This window comes from Streptomyces sp. NRRL B-1140 (assembly GCF_001280065.1).
GTDB lineage: Bacteria > Actinomycetota > Actinomycetes > Streptomycetales > Streptomycetaceae > Streptomyces.
Genome location: NZ_LGEA01000090.1, coordinates 1 through 22,499, shown reverse-complemented (window position 1 = coordinate 22,499; position 22,499 = coordinate 1). Strand labels below are relative to the sequence as shown.

Below are 22,499 nucleotides of genomic sequence, written 5' to 3'. Positions count from 1 at the left end.
CCAGGTCACGTGGCGGTCCCCCGGCTCCTGCCCACCGACGTCTTCGCCGACCTCCTCGTCGCCGTCCTGAGCGGCCACCGGCCCGTCCACTCGATGCTCCGCCACACTCGCGGCCGCGCCTACGACGAGCTGGCCTGGCTGGCCGAGCGCGGCCCCTTGCGCACCCGCGGCGCCCGCCCCGTCGTCCGTGACATCGGCTGGTACGAACCCCGGTCGGGCGCCATCGAGGCCTTCGCCCGGATCGGTGCCGGCGACCGGCTGCGCGCCATGGCCTTCCGTCTGGAACTCGGCCAGGACCTCCGCTGGCGCTGCACGGCGGTGGAACTCGGCGGCCCGCGTCCGCCCCGCCCGGAGTGCGACTGAGGCCTGTCGGGACCCCGGGAAGCAGGTGCCTGTGCAGCGGTCACCGCCCCGCGGTCCCCCGCTCATGACGAGGGGCCGGACACCCGCAGGTGCCCGGCCCCTCAGCCGCTACGCGGCAACCGTCACTTCTTGCGACGCCCCCGGCCGCGCGCCTGCTTGCGCCGCTCCGCACGCGTCAGGCCGTCGGCCTCGGAGCGCACCGGCTCGCCGTCCTCGGTGAAGTCGCCCTCGATGGTGCCGCCCTCGCCGTCGACGGTCGGCGCGGAGAAGTGGAGGTTGCGCCGCTGCGGGACGTCGAGCCCCTTGGCACGGATCTCCGGACGGGAACCCGCCTGCGCCGGCACCGCGTCGTGCTTCTCCAGGTCGGCCACCGGCTTGGTGTCCTCGACCGGAACCTCCTCGACCTGCTGCTCGACCTGAACCTCCAGGTTGAACAGGTAGCCGACGGACTCCTCCTTGATGCCCTCCATCATGGCGGTGAACATGTCGAAGCCCTCACGCTGGTACTCGACCAGCGGGTCCTTCTGCGCCATGGCGCGCAGGCCGATGCCCTCCTGGAGGTAGTCCATCTCGTAGAGGTGCTCGCGCCACTTGCGGTCCAGGACCGACAGCACGACCCGGCGCTCCAGCTCACGCATGATCTCGGAGCCGAGCTGGCTCTCACGCGCCTCGTACTGCTCGTGGATGTCGTCCTTGATGGAGTCGCCGATGAACTCGGCGGTCAGGCCCGCCCGGTCACCGGCCGCCTCCTCCAGCTCCTCGATCGTGACGCTGCACGGGTAGAGCTGCTTGAAGGCACCCCACAGCCGGTCGAGGTCCCAGTCCTCGGGGAAGCCCTCGGCGGTCTCGGCCTGGACGTACGCGTCGATGGTGTCGTCCATGAAGTGCTGCACCTGCTCGTGCAGGTCCTCGCCCTCCAGGACGCGGCGGCGCTCGCCGTAGATGACCTCACGCTGGCGGTTGAGGACCTCGTCGTACTTGAGGACGTTCTTGCGCGTCTCGAAGTTCTGCTGCTCGACCTGCGACTGGGCGGAGGCGATCGCGCGCGTGACCATCTTGTTCTCGATCGGCACGTCGTCGGGGACGTTCGCCATCGACATCACGCGCTCGACCATCTGGGCCTTGAACAGCCGCATCAGGTCGTCGCCGAGGGAGAGGTAGAAGCGGGACTCGCCCGGGTCGCCCTGCCTGCCGGAACGACCGCGCAGCTGGTTGTCGATGCGCCGCGACTCGTGCCGCTCGGTGCCCAGGACGTAGAGCCCGCCGAGCTTCTCGACCTCGTCCTTCTCGTTCTGGACGGCCTTCTCGGCCCGCTTGAGCGCCTCGGGCAGGGCGTGCGCCCACTCCTCGATGTGCTCCTCCGGGTCGAGGCCGCGCTGGCGCAGCTCCGCCTCGGCGAGGTCCTCGGGGTTGCCGCCGAGCTTGATGTCCGTACCACGGCCGGCCATGTTGGTGGCCACCGTGACGGCGCCCTTGCGGCCGGCCTGGGCGACGATCGTCGCCTCCCGGTCGTGCTGCTTGGCGTTGAGCACCTCGTGCTGGATGCCGCGCTTGCTGAGCTGCTGCGAGAGGTACTCGGACTTCTCGACGGAAGTGGTGCCGACGAGGATCGGCTGCCCCTTGCGGTGCTTGTCCTCGATGTCGTCGACGACCGCCTCGAACTTGGCGACCTCGGTGCGGTAGATCAGGTCCGACTGGTCCTTGCGGACCATCGGCCGGTTGGTCGGGATCGGCACCACGCCGAGCTTGTAGATCTGGTGGAACTCCGCGGCCTCGGTCATGGCCGTACCGGTCATGCCCGACAGGCCCGGCTGCTCCTTGCCGTTGTGGTCGTGGCGCTTGTAGAGGCGGAAGAAGTTCTGCAGGGTGATCGTGGCGAGCGTCTGGTTCTCGTCCTTGATCGGCACCGCTTCCTTCGCCTCGATGGCCTGGTGCATGCCCTCGTTGTAACGGCGGCCCGCGAGGATACGTCCGGTGTGCTCGTCGACGATCATGACCTCGTCGTCGATGATGACGTAGTCCTTGTCCTTCTTGAAGAGCTCCTTGGCCTTGATGGCGTTGTTCAGGTAGCCCACCAGAGGGGTGTTCACCGACTCGTAGAGGTTGTCGATGCCCAGCCAGTCCTCGACCTTGGCGACACCGGACTCGTGGATGGCGACCGTGCGCTTCTTCTCGTCGACGTCGTAGTCGCCGGTCTCCTCGATGCCCTTGAGCGGCTGGCCGGCCTCACCGCGCTTGAGGCGCTTCACCAGCTTGGCGAAGTCCCCGTACCACTTGGTGGCCTGGTCGGCCGGGCCGGAGATGATCAGCGGCGTACGGGCCTCGTCGATGAGGATGGAGTCGACCTCGTCGACGATGGCGAAGTTGTGGCCGCGCTGGACGAGCTCGTCCTGGGACCACGCCATGTTGTCGCGCAGGTAGTCGAAGCCGAACTCGTTGTTCGTGCCGTACGTGATGTCGCAGGCGTACTGCTCGCGGCGCTGAGCCGGCGTCATGTTGGCGAGGATGCAGCCGACCTCGAGGCCCAGGAACCGGTGGACGCGGCCCATCATCTCGGAGTCGCGCTCGGCCAGGTAGTCGTTGACCGTGATGATGTGGACGCCCTTGCCGGACAGGGCGTTCAGATACGCCGGCAGCGTGCCGACGAGGGTCTTGCCCTCACCGGTCTTCATCTCGGCCACGTAGCCCATGTGCAGGGCCGCGCCGCCCATCATCTGCACGTCGTAGTGACGCTGGCCGAGGACGCGCTTGGCGGCCTCGCGGACGGTGGCGAATGCCTCGGGCAGCAGGTCGTCCAGGGTCTCGCCGTCGGCGTAGCGCTGCTTGTACTCATCGGTGAGGGCGCGCAGCTCGGCGTCGGAGAGGTCGACGAAGTCCTCTTCGATGGAGTTGACCTGGTCCGCGATGCGGTGCAGCTTGCGCAGGATCTTGCCTTCGCCTGCACGCATGAGCTTCGAGAGGACGGACACGGGGGTTGGTCTCCTTGCCGGTCGGGCCTGGGACGGTCGGTTACCACTTGACTTACTGAGCAACGGCCATCGTATGCGAGGACCCCACCGCGCCGGGAGGGCCTGCCGTGACGGCGACCGTCCGCTGCTTCGATTCTGATTCACGTCTGCTTCAAAGGGGACAACGTGCGGCACCCCCGGATAGTGCCGCACCTCCCCACTCGTTTGCACAAAGCGTGACCGCCGCCTCACCCAGAGCAAAAAGATGGCACCGTGGCCCGCCGCCGAGCAGAATCGGCCGATGGACCCCGTCACCCTCACCACGGACCGCCTCCTGCTGCGCACGGTGGGCCCGCAGGACATCGACGCGGTGTACGACGCCTGCCAGGACCCCGACATCCAGCGCTGGACCACGATCCCCTCGCCCTACCTGCGCGAGCACGCCCGAAGCTTCACGGAACAACTCGTCCCGGACGGCTGGGCGGACGGCTCCATGTTCACCTTCGGAGTTTTCCTGCACTCAGGGGAACTGGCGGGCATGATCGGCATCACGATGCGCGCCCTGGGCATGGGCGAGATCGGCTTCTGGGCCGCGAAGCGGCACCGCGACAACGGCTACGTCACCGAGGCCGCCCTCGCCGTCTGCCGCTGGTCCTTCACCCATGCCGCGCTCGACCGCGTCGAATGGCGGGCGGCCGTGGGCAACCGGGCCTCCCGCGCGGTGGCCGAGCGAGCGGGCTTCACGATCGAGGGCACGCTGCGCTCCGCCACGAACAACAAGGGAGTACGCCACGACACCTGGGTGGGCTCCCTGCTCCCCTCGGACCTGGGCCTCCCGTCGACGGCCCCCTACCTGCCGGCGCCCCGCCCGTCTCGGCCGCCCGGGTAGATCCGCAGGTCACACCGCCTTGTCAGTCCCACCCCCTACTCTGCGACCATGACCACCCCGCGCCCCACCGCAGAGCTCTCCGCCGACGAGGCCCGCAGAATCGCGCTCCGCGCCCAGGGCTTCCTCGGTGTGCCCGACCGCCGCGCCGGCGTCCGCGGCGTCCTCCGCCATCTGGGCGCGATACAGCTCGACACCATCTCGGTCCTGGCCCGCTCCCACGAACTCGTCCCGTACGCCCGGCTGGGCGCGGTGGGCCGGAAGACGGTGGAGGACGCCTACTGGCGGGACACGCACTCCTTCGAGTACTGGTCGCACGCCGCGTGCATCCTGCCCATCGAGGAGTGGCCCCACTTCGCCTTCCGCCGCCGCGCCTACCGCAACCGCCCGCACTGGAACCACGACCTCCCCGACGGCGCCTACGACCAGGTCATCAAGCAGCTCCGCGCCGAAGGTCCCCTCACGGCGACGGAGCTGGGCGGCGCGAAGAAGACGAACGACTGGTGGGACTGGTCCGGCTCCAAGGTCGCCGTCGAACGCGCCCTGATGTACGGCGAGGTGGTCTGCGTGGAGCGCCGCGGCTGGAAGCGCCTCTACGACCTCGCCGAGCGCGCCGTCCCCCAGGAGCTGCTGCACGACGAGCTGGACGACACAGAGTGCCTGCGCCGCCTGGTCCGTCTGGCCGGCCGCTCCCTGGGGGTGGGTACGCGCGCGGACATCGCCGACTACCACCGTCTCAAGGGCGAGCAGGTCGACGCGGTGATCGCCGATTCGGGCCTGATCCCGGTCGTCGTCGAGGGCTGGGGCAAGCCGGCCTGGGCCGACCCCGAAGCCCTGGAGACGCCCCCGCGCGGGCGCCACCGCACCACGCTCCTGTCGCCCTTCGACTCCCTGATCTGGGAGCGGTCACGCACCGAGCGGATCTTCGGCTTCACACACCGCCTGGAGGCCTACGTCCCCAAACAGAAGCGGGTGTACGGCTACTTCGCGATGCCGGTGCTGGCCGGGGGCCGTCTGGTCGGCCGCGTGGACCCGGCCCGCGAGGGCCGCACCCTGGTGGCCAAGCAGGTCACGCTCGACGGCCCCAAGGCGATCCCCGCCGTCGCCCAGGCCCTGGCGGAGGCGGCGACCTGGGTGGACTGCACGGACGTCCGCGTGGAACGGGTCGACGCCCCGGGCCTGCGCGAGCCCCTGGCGAAGGAACTCGCGCACGCTCTCGGCTGAGAGCGGCCCCTAGCGGATCTCGAGGATCTTCTCCCGCATCGCGTAGACCACCGCTTCCATCCTGGAGTGCAGTTGCAGCTTCTCCAGGATGTTGCGGACGTGGTTCTTCACGGTGTTCTCGGAGATGAACAACTCCTTGGCGATGTCCCGGTTGTTCATCCCCGTGGCGACGAGCTTGAGGACTTCGAGTTCACGGTCGGTCAGACGCGGTGCGGGCACCAGGCGCCGTTCGTCCGTGCGCTGGATCATCGACTTGAACTCGGTGAGGAGTTTCGACGCCATGGACGGGCTGATCTGCGACTGCCCGTCGGCCACCGCGCGGATGGCGGTGGCCACCTCGTCCGTGGAGATCTCCTTGAGGAGATAGCCGGTCGCGCCCGCCTTGATGGCGTCGTAGAGATCGGCTTCCTCGTCGCTGATCGTCAACATGATGATCTTGGCGCTGGGCGCCACCTCCTTGATGGAAGTGCACGCCTCGATCCCGCCCCGCTTGGGCATCCGCACGTCCATCAGGACGATGTCGGGCAGCAGGTCGGCGGCCTTCTCCACAGCCTCGGCGCCGTCGCCCGCCTCCCCGACGACCTGGATGTCCTCCTCGGCGGCGAGCACGATCTCCAGGCCACGGCGGAACAAGGCGTGGTCGTCCACCACGAGGACTCTGATCGGTTCCTTGCGGGGAGTCCCCGAGTCCGGGCCCATGCCGACGACGCCGTCGTCGGCATCCTCGTCACGCATCGGTCCGAAGCTGTCCGCCATCGTTCCTCCCCCTGAAGGCTGTGGCCTGAAGTCCTGAGCCATCGCCAACCCAGAGCAACGACCCACCGGTTGGGCCGTGGTCATCATGATTTCATGCCTGGACGGCACCGGAGTGCCCAAGCGGGGCGCGAAGTGGTCGCACGGAGGTGCCCCTGGGGGCGCACACGCGCTCCAGGGGCACCTGTTCCGCTGTCACCCGGCATGGTCAGCCGCCGAGCGCACCGCCCGCGTCGGACGAGTGCGCCTGTGTGACCATCGTGTCCGTGCTGAGGTGGATCACGCCGTAGTCGTAGGCGTGCCGTCGGTAGACGACACTCGGTTCCTTGGTCTCGGAGTCGACGAACAGATAGAAGTCGTGCCCGACCAGCTCCATCTCGTAGAGAGCCTGGTCGAGGGTCATGGGGGCTGCGACGTGCGTCTTCTCCCGGACGACGATGGGGCCGTCACCCTGCACTTCCAGCGAGCCGATCTTCTTCGTCGGTACGGCCTCGGGCTCCTCCTCGGAGGCCGGCACCAGGCCGTTTCCGTTGAGCGTCGCCACACCCGGGACGTGGTCGGCGACCTCGGCGGCCGGGATCCGGCGCGCACCACGGCGCGAATACCGCTTGTCGTGCTGCCTGCGCAGCCGGGCTTCCAGCTTTTCCGCCGCCAGGTCGAGCGCCGCGTACGGATCGCTCGCCGCTGCCTCCGCCCGGATCACCGGGCCGCGGGAGCGGAGCGTGATCTCCACTCGGTCACAGCGGTCGGCCTGCCGGGGGTTGGGCTCCTTGGACACCTCGACGTCGAGGCTGATCACCTTGCCATCGAGCTTCTGGATCTTCTCCAGCTTCAGCTTCTCGGCCACGTGCTTCCGGAACCGCTCGGGCACCTCGGTCTTGCGGCCCTTGACGACGATGTCCACGCAGAACTCCGTTCCCGGATCGCTCCGCTTCGATGCGGAGCGTCTCCCTTTTGCACCAGGCTCCGGTGAGTCCCGGAACCTCGGACTCGCGGTGACTTCCACCTCCTCCCCGAGAGCGAGATCTCCACTCCACCGCCGCGAGTGATGAAAAACCCGCAGTACGGCATTCGGATTGAAGAGGTGTGGCCTGCGGCTTTCCCTCTCAACCGAACATATCTCGCCCGGACGGATGTCGTCACCCTCTACTGCGGCGTACCTCCGTTCAGGTGAAAAGGCCCTCTCGTTACCTGCAACGACACAAGATCTCAATCAGTTCCGGTTTATTTCGAAAGAGTCCGGTGAGGCCGCGACCACCGCCGCGCACGCCACGTCGACGACACCGTCGGCGCCGACCACGCCTGCATTCACCTGCCGGGCGGGCCGCCGGTCCGTCCTCTTCCTTCTTGATCCGACGTTCTGTTCCTCTCTGCTTTCCCAGGTCTCTCCCCGGTACACGGCCGAAGTTCCTTCATCGTTCCAAATCGGCCCCGTCACGCCGGGTTGCCTCCGAGACCCGTGCGAGGCCGCCCGCACCGCACGCGCGGCCTCCGCGAGGGACGCTCCCGTGGTCATCACGTCGTCGACGAGGACGACCGGCCCCGCGCGCAGCAGCCGGGCACCTCCCGGCGCCACCGCCAGCGCGCCCGCGAGATTGGCCAGTCGCTGCCGGGAGTTGAGCCCCGACTGGTCGGCCACGGCGCGGCGCTGCCGCAGCACACCGGCCACCCGGGCCGGAAGCCCCCTCCGCCGCAGCTCACCCGCCGCCGCGAGCGCGATCCGCCGCGCCGGATCATGCCCCCGGGCCCGCACGGCCCGTCTTCCGGACGGCACCGGCACGAGCAGCACGGGAGCCCCGCCGCGCCGGGGCCACGCCACCCCGGCCCCCGCCGAACCCGGAACGCCCCGGAGCCCGGCGTAAACGGCCCCCGCCAGCGCCACCCCGAGCGGCCCCGCGAGCGCCAGGGCACCCCGCTCCTTGTGGGCCAGCAGCACCGCCCGGACCTCGTCCGCGTACCGCGCAGCCGCGTACACCCACGGCAGCCCGGACGGCTCCGGAACCGGCCGCACCCGATGCACCGCTCCTGCGCTCAACACCGCACGGCACCGCGCGCACAGCACCGTACGAAGCACCCCGCACCCCCCGCACTCGCCCGGCAGCACCAGGTCGGTGAGGTCCTGCCACCACCCCCGCATGGCCACCACTGTGCCGACCCGAACCCGGCCCCGCCACCCCTGTGGACAACGGCCTGTGGACAACCAACCGCCCCGCCACCTGCGCGTCCCCCACACGAGCGACACCATGAGCACCCCCGGAAACGCCGACGGCCGCCCCGACGAGACCGACCTCGTCAGCAGCGGCCGCCCACGCACACCGGTCACACCGGCCGCCGCAGCGAGAAGGCCTCACCCCGGATAGACCGGCGCCGTCCCTTCCGTCACCTTCTGCCACTGCTCACCCGAGGGCAGGCGGACGATGCCGTCCACCGAGTACGCCACCAGCGGCAGCTGGTCGTCCTCGGCGGCGGTGACCTCCTTGACCCCGGTCAGGGCCGCGGGCGCCGGCACGTCCGGCGTGGAGCCGTCGACCTGGACGTACCGCATCTGCTCCACGCCGCCGTGCTCGCGCCCGACCACCACGAGCCGGCTGTCCCCGGCCCACGACATGGTGGTGACCTCCTCCAACTCGGGCGTCGCGGAGCGCAGTGCGGCCACGCTGACGACCGGCTTCGCGCCCGGCCTCTCGTCCCGTTCGATCAGTCCCACGAGCAGGGTCTTCTTGCCGCCCTTCTCCACGACCAGCGCGATCCGCACTCCGTCGGCGGCCACCTTCACGGACTGGATCCGTCCGCCCAGGTTGGGCATGCGCACCTCCACCGGGTCGCCCTTGCCCTCCTGGAAAAGGACCAGCCGGGGATGGTCGGGATCGCGGTCGGCCACCCACAGGCCGTCGTCCGCGTCCCAGCTGGGAGTCGTCAGCCGGTCCTTCTCGGCACCCCCCTGGCTGCGCAGCACCGGCTCACCCAGCGAACCGCCCGAGACCAGCGATCCCACGTACAGCGACTTGCCGTCGAGGCTGATCCCGGCCGCGGTGTGTTCGTCGCGCGAGACCGCCACCGACCGCAGCGCCGTCTCGCCCTCGCCGAGCGCTCCGGGCGCCGGGTCCGGTTTCGTGCCGCTGTTGCCCGCGGGGATCCGCACGAGCCGGTGCTCGCCGTCCACGAAGTACAGGTAGTCGGGGTGCCGCGCCGAATTCCTGATCGCGGTGGCGTCGGCCTCGCTCTGCGTGAGCGAGCACAGCTCCGACCCGCCGGCCCGCAGCCCCACCTCGTCCACGGCCGGGCTGAGACTGCGCAGCGTGAACAGGATCTGGGCGGCCATCTCATCGCACCGGTTCGCTCCGATGCCCGCGGCCTTGTCGTTGAGCGGCACCGTCAGCCTGTTCCGGTCGTCCGGCGTCAGCGCGTCGGCGTTCTTCGCCAGAGCCGCACCCGTCGGGAAGCTCGACCTGACCACCGGCCCGAGCCACCGCGTGGGTCCCTTGAGGAGGGAGCTCACCACCTGCGTCATGGGCTCCACGCGCCGGCGCACGTAGACGGGGTCGGCGACCGCCGTGGGCTGTGCGTTCGACCCGGTCGCGGAGGTGTTCGAAGCGAAGTAGTACTTGCTGACGGACATGTAGTTGCGCTGGAAGTCCGACTCCCCCATGACGACGCCCTGCGGCAGCGCGTCGATCCGCCACTGCCGCTTGGCGTCCTGCGTCAGGTGCACGCTCCTGCCGTACGCCCCGGTGGCCGGCGCGTACGCCTGCTGCGCGTCGACGGTGGCGACCTTGGTGCCGGTCAGCATGTACGAGATCTCGCCGTTGGTCTCCCCACCGCCGCCCGCCTCGGGCTTGGCGCCCGGCCCGTCGGTCAGCACCGTGGCGGAGGCCTCCGGCCGCCAGGTCTTCGCGGCCTGGCCGGTCAGGTACTGACGAGCGGTCTTGTAATGCGGATCGTCGCTGGTCAGCGCCTCCAGGAAACCCTGCACGATCTCCGAGGGCGGCGCGTCCTCCCCCGGCGGCACGGCGAACACCCGCACCTGCGTCTCCTGGCGCGGAGTGGAGTCCACGCCCCGCAGATCCCCGCTGTCCGGCATCGAGGCACACCCCGCCAGCACCAGGGCGCCACCTGCGGCGAACGCCATCACGCGCGCGGGCCCGTACCGGCCGCGCCCCTCGCGGTCAGCGCCCACGAGATGCCTCCCCTTGCCTGTCCACGTCCCCCCGCTCGGCCTCCCGGCCATGAGGGCCCGCGGAGCCGTCGTCCTCGTCCCGCGCCCCGTTCGGCGCCGGGTCACGCCCCGCCCGGCCGCAGGGCTCCCCGCCCCGCCCGGTCCCCTCGCGCCCGCTCGGGCCCGCACCGGCATCCGACTGCTCCGCCTGGTCCGCCCGCGCCGCTTCGTCCTGCGGTCGCGTGCCCGAGGCAGGCCTGGGCACCACACGCGAACCGTTGCCGGGCAGCGCCGTCGGGTCCGCCGTCGGAGCGACACGCGGGGGTATGGGGTCCCGCTTCGACCCCTGCGGCAGCGGTCCGCTCGCCGGCTGCGCCGGAACGGTCGCCCGCTTCTCGCCGTCCCCGCCGGACGGCAGTCCGGCGTCGTCCAGACCCCGGTTCCGCCGGGAGTCCTTGGGCTCCAGCGGTATCGGGGAGCCCCGCAGCGGCTCGTCGGCCGTCCTCGGCAGCGTCAGCCGGAACTGCGAGCCGCCGCCCGGCTCGCCCCACGCCTGCAGCCAGCCGCCGTGCAGCCGCGCGTCCTCCAGGGCGATGGACAGCCCCAGCCCCGTACCACCCGTGGTCCGCGCGCGTGCCGGGTCGGCCCGCCAGAAGCGGCTGAACACCCGGGTCGCCTCGCCCGGCTTGAGCCCGACCCCGTAGTCCCGCACCGCCACCGCGACCGCACCGCCCGCCGCGGCGAGCTTGACGACGACGTCCTTTCCCTCGCCGTGCTCGACGGCGTTGACGACGAGGTTACGCAGCACGCGCTCCACACGCCGGGCATCGGCCTCGGCGACCACGGGCTGCTGGTCACCCCGGATCCGGATGCGGGTGCCCTTGCGCTCGGCGAGCGGCTCGGCCCCGCTGACCACCCGCCGAACGACGTCCCTGAGGTCGATCGGTTCCGCCTCGAGCGCCGCGGCGCCCGCGTCGAACCGGCTGATCTCCAGCAGGTCCGCCAGCAGCGATTCGAACCGGTCGAGCTGGTCGGCGAGCAGCTCCGCCGAACGCGCGGTGATCGGGTCGAAGTCCGCCCGCGCCTCGTGGATGACGTCCGCGGCCATCCGCACGGTCGTCAGCGGCGTACGCAGCTCGTGCGACACGTCCGACACGAACCGGCGCTGCATCCGCGACAGGTCCTCCAGCTGACTGATCTTCAACTGAAGGTTCTGCGCCATCTTGTTGAAGGCCTCACCGAGCCGCGCGATGTCGTCCTCGCCGGTGACCTTCATACGTTCCTGGAGCCGCCCGGCCGACAGCCGCTCGGCGATCCCGGCCGCCATCCGCACCGGCGTGACGACCTGCCGCACGACGAGCCACGCGATGGCCCCGAGCAGGACGACGACGAACAGCCCGGCCGTCGCCAGCGTGCCCTTGACCAGGCTCAGCGACTTCTCCTCCTGGGTCAGCGGGAAGAGGTAGTACAGCTGGTACGGCTCGCCATTGGGGTCGTTGACCTGTTTGCCGATGACAAGGCCCGGCTGGGAGTCCTGCTTCTTGTTGTTGTAGACGATGCGCGTGTAGCTCTGCGCGGCCGTCATATCGGTGCCGATCCGCTCCCGCAGGTCGGCGGGCACGCTCTTGCTCCAGTTCACTTCGCCCGAGGCACGGGGCCCGCGCCCGCCTGTGCCGTCCGCGGCGGAGGCCGGGAGCGTGACCACCTCGAAGGCGCCCTGACCTCCGCTGGACAGGGACGACACGAGGTCGCTCATCCACTGGATGACGTTCTGCGCGGGCCGGCCGTCCGCCGTGGCGACATCGTCGCCCGTGCCGCTCGCCGCCTCGTCGGCCCGCTGCTTGGCCACCGCGAACCCGCCCGTGGCCTGGCTCTGGGACGCCTTCACCTTGGCGTCCAGCAGCCCGTTGCGCACCTGCCCGATGACGACGAAGCCCAGCAGCAGCACCACACCCAGCGACATCAGCAGGGTCGTGACGACGACCTTGAGCTGGATGTTGCGCCGCCACAGCCGCATGACGGGCAGCAGCGGCCGGCGCACCCACCGCATGAACAGGCGGATGACCGGGCTGCCCTGCATCCCGCCCTGGAGCAGCAGCCCGCTCTCCAGGAACCGCCCCCAGCGGGAGCCGGACCTCTTCCGCCCGACAGGCCGCTCCGGGCGGGCCCCGGACCGGCCGGGCGCCGAAGCGGCACTGTCGCCGGACATGTCAGCTCGGCCCTGCCTTGTACCCGACGCCACGGACGGTCACCACGATCTCCGGCTTCTCCGGATCCTTCTCGACCTTGGAGCGCAACCGCTGCACATGGACGTTGACCAGCCGCGTGTCCGCGGCGTGCCGGTAGCCCCAGACCTGCTCCAGCAGCACCTCGCGTGTGAACACCTGCCACGGTTTGCGGGCGAGCGCGACCAGCAGGTCGAACTCCAGCGGCGTCAGCGCGATCGACTGCCCGTCCCGCTTCACGGAGTGCCCCGCCACGTCGATGACCAGGTCACCGATGGCGAGCTGCTCCGGAGCGGGCTCCTCCGACCTCCTGAGCCGGGCCCGGATCCGGGCCACCAGCTCCTTCGGCTTGAACGGCTTCACGATGTAGTCGTCGGCACCCGACTCCAGGCCCACGACCACGTCGACGGTGTCGCTCTTCGCCGTCAGCATCACGATCGGCACACCCGACTCGGCCCTGATCAGACGGCACACCTCGATGCCGTCCCGGCCGGGCAGCATCAGATCGAGCAGCACCAGATCGGGCTTGGCCTCGCGGAACGCGGCCAGCGCCTTGTCACCGTCCGCCACGAACGACGGCTCGAAACCCTCACCACGCAGCACAATGCCGAGCATCTCGGCCAGTGCGGTGTCGTCGTCGACGACAAGGACTCGTCCCTTCATAAACGACATCATCCCATTCTCATAACGGCAGCGAAGGTGGTGGTGAGGCAGGTCACTGACCAGTGACGATAGTCGTACTGAGCCGTAGCTGTCTTCCCCTGTCCGCCGCTGTTGATGTCAGCGGCGGATGTCAGGCAAGTCGGTGGTTGCTGGGCAACAGAACGGCCCGCCGTCCATACGCCGGGCCTGGCATCGCTGCTCAGCAGTGATCAGCCGGCCACCACGGGACATCTTGGGGGGGTAGGAGTCACGCCCGCCAACCAGCTCGGGCCTGCTCGGTGGTCGGGTAGCAGCCGATGATGCGGTCGACGCCGGTCATCTGTGGCACGCGCAGTACGGCAGCCTGGGCGCCGACGATGCTTGTGGCTGTCGACATCGGTCGTCGTTGGGCACCCTCCGACGGCCCGGAGGCGGTCCCTCAGGCCCCGCCGTGTTGCCATTGATTCCACGGCGGGTCGTTGCGCGGCGCCGTGATCAGAGCGGGAGAATTCCTCGCATAACCGGCAGATATGTCGAATCGAGTGAGGGAGGCCCTCTGTGACCTCTGAGGGCAGACGAGCAGCAGAGCCTGTTCATCGAGGCAAGGCCATGATCTGGCTGTCGAAGGTGTTCGAGCTCAACCCTGCGGGGCTCAACTGGCCGCGGGCGGTTGCCTTCCTGGACACCGCGCTTGTGCCCATGTTCGTCTTCTGGGCCATCGGATACGAGGTGTACCTGCTCAGCGCGTTGTTCGGCCTCCTGTTCGCAGCGCTGGCCGACCCGGGAGGCAGCTACGGGTACCGCGCGCTTCACATCGCTGTCTTCGCGCTGATCGGTGCTGGGGTGACGGCGCTGGGGTTCGGCATCGGGTCGGAGGCCTGGGGCTGGCTGGTGCTGGCGTCTTTCCTGGTCACGCTGGCTGCGGGCCTGGCAGCCGTGTTCGGGGTACGTCGATTCGTCAACGCTCTGCTCCTCAATATCTGGTTCATCGTGGCCGTTGCGTTCGAGTTCAGCCTTCACAAAGAGGGCCACATCACCAGCTACACCTGGGGACAGGTGCTCTCCTGGGCCGGCGGTGCGGCCCTGTGGATCGTGGTGACGTTCCTCTGGTGGCTGGTGCGGGGACGTGTGGAGCAGGAGCAGCCCTTCTCGGAGCTCCCGGGCGATACCTCCCGCAGGGAGCTGACGCCGCCACTGATCCTGTTCGCAGTGATCCGCGCCGTGGTCATCGGCGGCACCGTGGCGCTGGCATTCGGGCTGGATCTCTCGTACGGCTCCTGGATCCCGATCGCGGCCATGATCGCGCTGAAGCCGAATCTGGAGCAGGCCGCCATTGTCAGCGCGCAGCGCCTCTCTGGTGCCTTGATCGGTGCCATTGTGGCCGCGCTCCTGCTCTGGGTAGCCGCGAGTGAACAGGGCCTCAAGCTGTTCGCGATCCATCGCGGACTTGAACTGGTGGCGCTCGTCCTCTTCATGCATGGAGCAGGAATCCGCTTTTGGAACTACACCCTCTACACCGCCGCCATCGCCGCAGGGGTCCTCATCCTGGTGGACCTTCCGCAGCCCTCCGACGACTCGGCAGAGGGCTACCGAGTGCTGTGGACCTTGTGCGGTGTGGGCATCAGCCTGCTGGTCATGCTGATGGCGGGGCTACTGGCCAAACGCAAGCGGCACCAGTGACAACAGGTCGGCGGAGCGGCTTTGGACGGGAGCTGCTTTGGGGCGAGTGATCATGGCCCCGTAAGCTTCCGGCGCGTCGGGCAGTCTGTGGACCTGCCCGTTAAAGCACGACGTTGGGGCCATGATCTTAGAGACTCGCCCGCTGTCTAAAGCCGTGGAGCCGACCGCCCCAGCCACAGAGGGTGTCTCCCACTTCATGCCCGCAGCCGTCGAGCGCGCCGCCGGGCGCGGCCAGCCGGGGCGCAGACAGGAGGCAGGCCGCGCCGCAGAGGCGGCGCGCGCCCGCGCCGTGCGCGGGCCTTGATGTCACCGTTGGATGTCACGGCCCCTCTCCCCGCGCATCGGCGCAGGTAAGGGGGCCGTTTCTGTTGATCAGGGTGAGAGCATCCCATTCTCATCCGTGGCGAAGGCAGTGGTGAGGTAGGTCACCGGCCAGTGCCCATAGTCGCAGCAAGCGCTACTGTCTGCCCTCGCCCGCCCGTCGATGATCAGGCCCCGGGCGCCGCGCACCCCGCCCCGGGCCCTGGAGACGGCGCGAGAAGGGTGCCGGAGCCCTTCCCGCCCCGCACACCCTCCGTGACCCCCGCACCGCCCGGCTCAGCCCCCCGCCATCCCGCGGGAGCGCGCACACACCTGGGCGAGTGCCTCAGCCGTCACGGGCGAAACGGCACCCTCCTCCGTGACGATCGCCGTCACCAACTCGGGCGGCGTCACGTCGAACGCCGGGTTGTACGCCTGCGTCCCCAGCGGCGCCACCGGAATGCCCCCGCCCGCCTCCGCACCGACCACCGGCACCTGCGGCGCCGTCACCTCGGTCACCTCGTGCCCGGGACGCTGCTCCACCTCGACGGACGCCCCGTCCGCCGTGTCCAGGTCCACCGTCGTCACCGGCGCCACCACGATGAACGGCACATGGTGGTACCGCGCCAGCACGGCCAGCGGATAGCTCCCGACCTTGTTCGCGACCGAACCGTCCGCCGTGATGCGGTCCGCCCCGATCAGCACCGCGTCCACCTCCCCCGCGGCGAACAGCGACCCCGCCGCGTTGTCGGTGAGCAGCGTGTACGCCATCCCGCTGCGAGCCGCCTCGTACGCCGTCAGACGAGCGCCCTGCAGCAGCGGCCGCGTCTCGTCCACCCACAGCCGCCGCAGCCGCCCCCTCCGGTGCGCCGCGAGCGCCACCGCGAACGCCGTCCCCTCACCGCCCGACACCAGCGAACCGGTGTTGCAGTGGGTGAGGATCCGGTGCCCGCCACCGGGCAGCAGCTCATCCAGCAGCGCCAGCCCGTGCTCGGCCATCCGGCCGCTCGCCTCGGCGTCCTCCCGGTGCAACTGCCGCGCCGCGGCCAGCGCCGCCGCGGCCGCCTGCCGGACGTCAGCGCCCTTGGCCAGCGCCGCCTCGTGCGCCGACTGCGCCCGGCGAACGCCCACAGCCAGGTTCACCGCGGTCGGCCGGGCGGCAGCCAGCGCGGCCGCCGCCTCGTCCACGTCGAAGCCCCGTACGGCAGCGAGCGCGACACCGTACGCCCCCGCGATGCCGAGCAGCGGCGCCCCGCGCACCGCCAGCGAGCGGATCGCCTCCACGAGCGCGGGCGCATCCGTACAGACCAGTTCGACCTCCTCGGCCGGCAGCCTCGTCTGGTCCAGCAGGACCAGAACGGGGCCTTCCGGTGGCTCTTCCCAGCGGATCGCCGGAATCTCGGTCGGCCGCTTGTCATCGCCGCTGTGCGCGTACTGATCAGCCATGCGGTCAGTCTGCCCCCTATCGGGCGGACAATTGAAGGTACGCAGCCCCTACCGCGGCCGGTCACTCCAAGACCACCCCATGGCACGATGGCAGCCAACCTGCCACCGCGACCGCGGACGGGCACCGTGAAGGAGCGACGATGAACGACACTCCGGGCTGGGCCTCGCCCGGATCCGCCCCGTCCGACGGCCAGAAGCCGGACCACTCCGGCCCTACGGAGCCCACCGACCACCCCGGCCCCGCCCAGCCGGCGGACCAGCCGGCCCAGGCCCCGCAGAACCCGGGCCCGCAGTGGTCCAAGGAGCAGCCGCCACCGGCCCAGTGGTCCGCCCCCAGCGGCCCGACCGCCCCCGGCCAGGCTCCCCCTCCTCCGCCCCCCGGCCCGGGCTGGGGCAACCAGCCCCCCGGCGGACACGGCCCCGCGGGCAGTGGCGGATACGGCGCCCCCGGAGCCCACCGCGGCTGGGGAAGCGGCTGGGGCGGCCCGCCTCCCGCCGCCAAGCCCGGCGTCATCCCGCTCCGCCCGCTCGGCGTGGGCGAGATCCTCGACGGCGCGGTCTCCACCATGCGCACCTACTGGCGCACGGTCCTGGGCATCTCGCTCACCGTCGCCGTCCTCACCGAGGTCATCGTCGTCCTCTTCCAGGGCCTGGTCCTCGACGGCACCAGCACCGACGCCCTCAACGACCCCAGCGCCGGCCTCAACGAGCTGAGCCGCGCCATGGGCGACGCCATGCTCAGCTCCACCGTCGTCTTCGTGATCTCCCTGGTCGGCACGGTCATCGCGACCGCCCTGCTCACCACCGTCACCAGCCGCGCCGTGCTCGGCAAGCCGGTGACCATCGGCGAGGCCTGGCGGGACGCCCGCCCTCAGGTCCTCAAGCTCTTCGGTCTCATCTGCGTGTTGCTGCTCATCACCGTCGGGGTCGTGACCGTGGGAGCCGTGCCCGGCCTCCTCCTCACCGTCGCCGGGAGCACCGGCGCAGGCGTCGCCCTCATGGTCCTCGGCATCATCGGCGCCGGCATCGTCGCCTTGTGGCTGGCGATCCGCTTTTCCCTCGCCTCTCCCGCCCTCATGCTGGAGAAGCAGGGCATCAAGAAGGCCATGGGCCGCTCCGCGAAGCTCGTCCAGGGCACCTGGTGGCGGATCTTCGGCATCCAGCTGCTCGCCACGCTCATCGCCAACGTCGTCGCGTCGATCATCGTCATCCCCTTCACCCTGCTCGCCGCGGCCCTCAGCGGCGACGGCCTCACCGGCTGGCTCAACACCGGTGTCGGCGGCCTGGGCTGGACCTTCCTCATCATCAGCGGCATCGGTTCGGTGATCGGCTCCATGATCACGTTCCCGATCACAGCGGGCGTCACCGTGCTCCTCTACATCGACCAGCGCATCCGCCGCGAGGCCCTCGACCTCGAACTGGCCCGCGCCGCCGGTGTCCAGGGCTATGGCCCCACCGCCCCCGGCACCACCCCGGGGAGCTGATGCGGTGAGCCGGGCGGGGGAACTTCTCACCACGGCGCTGCCACGCGCCGGCATACGGACGCTGCTGAGCGCCCACGACAGCACGCTGCTGTCATCGGCCCGCTCCGCGGACGAGCCACCCCTCACCACACCGCGCGACCCCGCGCGCGAGGCGGCCCGGCGCGAACTGTCCAAGCGGATGTACCACGAGAACGACCCCAGCCTCTTCCAGCGCGCCCTCGACGCCTTCTGGGAGTGGCTCGGCAAACTCCTCAGCGCCACCTCGGACGCCACCCCCGGCGGCACACTCGGCCTCCTCGTCATCGCCCTGGCCGTCGTCGCCGTGCTGGCCGCCCTGTGGTGGCGCCTGGGCACCCCACGCCGCCAACCCACCTCGTCCGCCGCCCTGTTCGACGACCGCCCCCGCAGCGCCGCCGACCACCGCGCCGCAGCCGAGGCACACGCCGCCCAGGGCCACTGGAGCAAGGCCGTCCAGGAACGCATGCGGGCCCTCGTCCGCGCCCTCGAGGAACGCGCCCTCCTCGACGTCCGCCCCGGCCGCACCGCCGACGAGGCAGCAGCCGAAGCCGGCCGGGCCCTGCCCGCCCACACCGACCGACTGCGCACCGCCGCCCGCGACTTCGACGACGTCACATACGGCGGCCGCTCGGCGACCGAGCAGTCGTACCACCGCATCGCCGAACTCGACCGCGACCTGGAACGCAGCAAGCCCCAACTCGCGACGAGCAGCGCCGCCACGGCCCCCCACACCCACCCGGGAGCCGCCGAATGACCACCGGGGCCACCCTCACCTCCACCTCGGCCTCGCTCACCGCCCGCCAGATGTGGACCCGCACACGCGGCATCGCCCTCGCCCTCGTGGTGCTCCTCGCCGGAGCGATCGCCATCGCCGTCATCCGCTCCGACGCCCGCCACGGCGAACTCGACCCGCGCTCCGCCGATCGCTACGGCAGCCGCGCCGTCGCCGAACTCCTCGCCGACCGGGGCGTGGACACCCGCGTGGTCACCACTCTCGACGAAGCAGCCACCGCTGCCGGCCCGGACACCACTCTTCTCGTCGCCACCCCCGACCTGCTGACCCCCCGTCAACAGACCCGGCTCCACCACGCGTTCGCCGGGTCCCACGGCCGCACAATCCTGGTCGCCTCCGGCAGCGCCTCCATCGAACGGCTCGCCCCCGGCGTCACCGCCGACCCCGCCACCAGCCTCGACTCGACGCTCGCCCCCGACTGCGCCCTGCCCGCCGCCCGGCGCGCCGGCACCGCCGACACGGGCGGCGTCCGCTACTCCACCACCCACCTCGGCGCCGACGCGTGCTACCCCAGCGAACGCCTGACCACCCTGCTGCGCATCCCGGACCGGCGCGGGGACGGCGACACCATCGCCCTCGGTGCGCCCGACATCCTCCTCAACGACCGCCTCGACGAACACGGCAACGCCTCCCTCGCCCTCCAACTCCTCGGCTCCCGCCCCCATCTGGTCTGGTACCTCCCCTCGCTCTCCGACGCGTCGGCCACCGGCCCGGACGACGAACGCAGCTTCTTCGACCTGCTCCCCTCGGGCTGGCTCTGGGGCACGCTGCAGCTCTTCATCGCCGCAGCCCTGGCCGCCCTCTGGCGGGCACGCCGGCTCGGCCCCCTCGTGCCCGAGAAACTCCCCGTCGCGATCCGCGCCTCTGAAACCGCCGAAGGCCGCGCCCGCCTCTACCGCAAGACCGACGCCCGCGACCGCGCGGCCGACGCTCTGCGCTCCACCACCCGCACCCGCCTCGCCCCCCTCACCGGCGTCCCCGTCACCCAGGCGCACACGCCCGAGGCCCTGCTCCCCGCCCTGTCCGCCCACCTCCACGGCAACGGCCAGGACCTGCACGCCCTCCTCTTCGGACCACCGCCCAGCGACGACGCAGCACTCATCGCACTCGCCGACCGACTCGACGCCCTCGAAAGAGAGGTACGCCGTCCATGATGGACCCGACCACTGACAACGCCGGGCAGAGCGGGGACCCGGGCACCGCCCGCGACGCTCTGGAGGCCCTGCGCGCCGAGATCGCCAAGGCCGTGGTCGGCCAGGACCCCGCCGTCACCGGTCTCGTCGTCGCCCTGCTCTGCCGCGGCCACGTCCTCCTCGAAGGCGTCCCCGGCGTGGCCAAGACCCTCCTGGTCCGCGCCCTCGCCTCCGCCCTGGAACTCGACACCAAGCGCGTCCAGTTCACCCCCGACCTGATGCCCAGCGACGTCACCGGCTCCCTGGTCTACGACACCCGCAGCGCCGAGTTCTCCTTCCAGCCCGGCCCGGTCTTCACCAACCTCCTGCTCGCCGACGAGATCAACCGCACGCCCCCCAAGACCCAGTCGTCCCTCCTGGAAGCCATGGAGGAACGCCAGGTCACCGTCGACGGCACCCCCCGCCTCCTCCCCGACCCGTTCCTGGTCGCAGCGACCCAGAACCCGGTCGAGTACGAGGGCACCTACCCCCTCCCGGAAGCCCAGCTGGACCGCTTCCTCCTCAAACTGACCATCCCCCTCCCCTCCCGCCAGGACGAGATCGACGTCCTCACCCGCCACGCCGAGGGCTTCAACCCGCGCGACCTCCACGCCGCCGGCGTACGCCCCGTAGCGGGCCCGGCCGACCTGGAAGCGGCCCGCGCCGCGGTCGCGAAGACGACCGTCTCCCCCGAGATCACCGCCTACGTCGTCGACATCTGCCGCGCCACCCGCGAGTCGCCGTCCCTCACTCTCGGCGTCTCCCCCCGAGGCGCCACGGCCCTGCTGGCCACCGCCCGAGCCTGGGCCTGGCTGACCGGCCGCGACTACGTCATCCCCGACGACGTGAAGGCACTCGCCCTCCCCACCCTTCGGCACCGCGTCCAACTGCGCCCGGAGGCCGAGATGGAAGGCGTGACGGCCGACTCCGTGATCAACGCGATCCTCGCCCACGTCCCCGTCCCTCGCTGATGGCACTCACCGGACGCGCCGCCCTCCTCGCGGCCCTGGGCTCCCTCCCCGTCGGCATCTGGGAGCCCAGCTGGACGGGCATCCTGGCGGTCAACGCTCCTCTGGCCGTGGCCTGCGCCTGCGACTTCGCACTCGCCGCCCCCGTACGCCGGCTGGGCCTGACCCGCTCCGGCGACACCTCCGTACGCCTCGGCGACACGGCGGACGTGACCCTCACCGTTACCAACCCGTCCCGCCGCCCCCTGCGCGCCCGGCTCCGTGACGCCTGGCCCCCCAGCAGCTGGCAGACAGGCACGGAGACAACGGCCTCCCGCCACCGCCTCACGGTCCCCCCGGGCGAACGTCGCCGTGTGACCACCCGCCTGAGCCCCACCCGCCGAGGCGACCGTCAAGCCGACCGCGTCACCATCCGCTCCTACGGCCCCCTCGGTCTCTTCTCCCGTCAGGGGACCCACAAGGCCCCTTGGACGGTACGCGTCCTCCCCCCGTTCACCAGCCGCAAGCACCTGCCCTCCAAGCTGGCCCGCCTCCGCGAACTGGACGGCCGCACCAGCGTCCTCACCCGCGGCGAAGGCACCGAGTTCGACAGCCTCCGCGAGTACGTCCCGGGCGACGACACCCGTTCCATCGACTGGCGTGCCACCGCCCGCCAGACCACCGTCGCCGTACGCACCTGGCGTCCCGAGCGCGACCGCCACATCCTGCTGGTCCTGGACACCGGCCGTACCTCGGCCGGCCGGGTGGGCGACGCCCCCCGCCTCGACGCCTCGATGGACGCGGCCCTTCTCCTTGCAGCCCTCGCCTCCCGCGCCGGCGACCGCGTGGACCTCCTCGCCTACGACCGGAAGGTCCGCGCGCTCGTCCAGGGCCGTAGCGCAGGCGATGTCCTTCCCGCTCTGGTCAACGCGATGGCCACACTCGAGCCCGAACTCGTCGAAACGGATGCCCGAGGCCTGACGGCGACCGCCCTGCGCACGTCCCCCCGCCGCTCCCTGGTCGTCCTCCTCACGACCCTGGACGCAGCCCCCGTCGAAGAGGGCCTGCTGCCGGTTCTCTCACAGCTCACCCAGCGCCACACGGTCCTGCTGGCCTCGGTGGCGGACCCGCACATCGGCGAAATGGTCAAGGCCCGCAGAAATGTGGACGCCGTATACGAGTCCGCGGCGGCCGCCCAGGCCCAGTCGGAGCGTCACCGCACCGCAGAGCAGCTCCGCCGCCACGGTGTCACGGTCGTCGACGCCGCACCGGACGACCTGGCGCCGGCACTGGCGGACGCATACTTGGCCTTGAAGGCATCCGGACGCCTATAACGGACAGCGAGCCCCCGGAAGGGGGCCCTGAAACGCAGAAAACCCCCGCATCCGAAGATGCGGGGGTTTTCCCAAAAATTGTTCGGCGGCGTCCTACTCTCCCACAGGGTCCCCCCTGCAGTACCATC

At 70.8% G+C, this 22,499-nt stretch carries 18 protein-coding genes; 9 read left to right on the top strand and 9 right to left on the bottom strand.

The features are described 5' to 3' along the window. Positions 1 to 9: 9 nt before the first annotated feature. On the top strand, positions 10 to 363 hold the full coding sequence (locus ADK65_RS39765; RefSeq protein ID WP_324614261.1) for an Rv3235 family protein: 354 nt from the start codon (positions 10 to 12) through the stop codon (positions 361 to 363). 122 nt (positions 364 to 485) lie between these two features. On the opposite strand, the gene secA is transcribed toward ADK65_RS39765, so the two are convergent. Next, the gene (gene secA, locus ADK65_RS11005; RefSeq protein WP_053669791.1) at positions 486 to 3,332 is read right to left on the bottom strand and encodes a preprotein translocase subunit SecA; all 2,847 of its coding nucleotides are present in this window, start codon (positions 3,330 to 3,332) and stop codon (positions 486 to 488) included. A 280-nt stretch (positions 3,333 to 3,612) separates the two neighbouring features. Between secA and ADK65_RS11000 the strand changes: the two genes are divergently transcribed. Further along, the gene (locus ADK65_RS11000) at positions 3,613 to 4,200 is read left to right on the top strand and encodes a GNAT family N-acetyltransferase (RefSeq protein WP_053669948.1); all 588 of its coding nucleotides are present in this window, start codon (positions 3,613 to 3,615) and stop codon (positions 4,198 to 4,200) included. A gap of 48 nt (positions 4,201 to 4,248) precedes the next feature. Beyond that, a complete protein-coding gene (locus ADK65_RS10995; protein WP_053669790.1) occupies positions 4,249 to 5,421 on the top strand; it encodes a winged helix-turn-helix domain-containing protein in 1,173 nt (390 codons plus the stop codon). A 9-nt stretch (positions 5,422 to 5,430) separates the two neighbouring features. On the opposite strand, the gene ADK65_RS10990 is transcribed toward ADK65_RS10995, so the two are convergent. From ADK65_RS10990 to ADK65_RS39595, 7 genes are all read right to left on the bottom strand, one after another. Then, on the bottom strand, positions 5,431 to 6,177 hold the full coding sequence (locus ADK65_RS10990) for a response regulator (RefSeq protein WP_053669789.1): 747 nt from the start codon (positions 6,175 to 6,177) through the stop codon (positions 5,431 to 5,433). A 205-nt stretch (positions 6,178 to 6,382) separates the two neighbouring features. After that, positions 6,383 to 7,078, bottom strand: a complete 696-nt coding sequence (hpf, locus tag ADK65_RS10985; RefSeq protein WP_053669788.1) for a ribosome hibernation-promoting factor, HPF/YfiA family — start codon at positions 7,076 to 7,078, stop codon at positions 6,383 to 6,385. 309 nt (positions 7,079 to 7,387) lie between these two features. After that, positions 7,388 to 8,311, bottom strand: a complete 924-nt coding sequence (locus ADK65_RS10980; protein ID WP_053669787.1) for a ComF family protein — start codon at positions 8,309 to 8,311, stop codon at positions 7,388 to 7,390. A gap of 210 nt (positions 8,312 to 8,521) precedes the next feature. Next, a complete protein-coding gene (locus tag ADK65_RS10975) occupies positions 8,522 to 10,351 on the bottom strand; it encodes an LpqB family beta-propeller domain-containing protein (RefSeq protein WP_053669786.1) in 1,830 nt (609 codons plus the stop codon). Then, on the bottom strand, positions 10,341 to 12,539 hold the full coding sequence (gene mtrB / locus ADK65_RS10970; RefSeq protein ID WP_053669785.1) for an MtrAB system histidine kinase MtrB: 2,199 nt from the start codon (positions 12,537 to 12,539) through the stop codon (positions 10,341 to 10,343). Before mtrB ends, ADK65_RS10975 begins: the two co-directional genes overlap by 11 nt. Before the next feature lies 1 nt (position 12,540). Next, positions 12,541 to 13,230, bottom strand: a complete 690-nt coding sequence (gene mtrA, locus ADK65_RS10965; protein ID WP_009188938.1) for a two-component system response regulator MtrA — start codon at positions 13,228 to 13,230, stop codon at positions 12,541 to 12,543. 235 nt (positions 13,231 to 13,465) lie between these two features. Further along, a complete protein-coding gene (locus ADK65_RS39595) occupies positions 13,466 to 13,594 on the bottom strand; it encodes a hypothetical protein (protein WP_267889718.1) in 129 nt (42 codons plus the stop codon). A 212-nt stretch (positions 13,595 to 13,806) separates the two neighbouring features. Here ADK65_RS39595 and ADK65_RS10960 point away from each other — a divergent pair, with 212 nt between their 5' ends. Then, positions 13,807 to 14,877, top strand: coding sequence for an FUSC family protein (locus ADK65_RS10960; protein ID WP_053669784.1), 1,071 nt, complete (start codon positions 13,807 to 13,809; stop codon positions 14,875 to 14,877). A gap of 597 nt (positions 14,878 to 15,474) precedes the next feature. Here the strand turns inward: ADK65_RS10960 and mtnA are convergent. Next, positions 15,475 to 16,623: an S-methyl-5-thioribose-1-phosphate isomerase gene (mtnA, locus tag ADK65_RS10955; protein WP_053669783.1), complete on the bottom strand. Its 1,149-nt coding sequence runs from the start codon at positions 16,621 to 16,623 to the stop codon at positions 15,475 to 15,477. Between the two features lie 140 nt (positions 16,624 to 16,763). Between mtnA and ADK65_RS10950 the strand changes: the two genes are divergently transcribed. From ADK65_RS10950 to ADK65_RS10930, 5 genes are read left to right on the top strand one after another with little or no spacing between them, the layout of a single operon-like run. Further along, complete coding sequence (locus ADK65_RS10950; protein ID WP_053669782.1) at positions 16,764 to 18,107, top strand: glycerophosphoryl diester phosphodiesterase membrane domain-containing protein; 1,344 nt, start codon at positions 16,764 to 16,766, stop codon at positions 18,105 to 18,107. Between the two features lie 4 nt (positions 18,108 to 18,111). Then, on the top strand, positions 18,112 to 18,879 hold the full coding sequence (locus tag ADK65_RS10945; RefSeq protein WP_053669781.1) for a DUF4129 domain-containing protein: 768 nt from the start codon (positions 18,112 to 18,114) through the stop codon (positions 18,877 to 18,879). Further along, entirely contained in the window at positions 18,876 to 20,072 is a 1,197-nt protein-coding gene (locus tag ADK65_RS10940) for a DUF4350 domain-containing protein (protein ID WP_053669780.1), read from the top strand. Before ADK65_RS10945 ends, ADK65_RS10940 begins: the two co-directional genes overlap by 4 nt. Next, positions 20,072 to 21,061 (top strand): AAA family ATPase, encoded by a 990-nt coding sequence (locus ADK65_RS10935; protein WP_107092264.1) that lies wholly within the window; start codon positions 20,072 to 20,074, stop codon positions 21,059 to 21,061. The genes ADK65_RS10940 and ADK65_RS10935 overlap by 1 nt, the downstream gene beginning before the upstream one ends. Continuing rightward, the gene (locus ADK65_RS10930; protein WP_053669778.1) at positions 21,061 to 22,371 is read left to right on the top strand and encodes a DUF58 domain-containing protein; all 1,311 of its coding nucleotides are present in this window, start codon (positions 21,061 to 21,063) and stop codon (positions 22,369 to 22,371) included. The genes ADK65_RS10935 and ADK65_RS10930 overlap by 1 nt, the downstream gene beginning before the upstream one ends. Positions 22,372 to 22,499 lie beyond the last annotated feature (128 nt).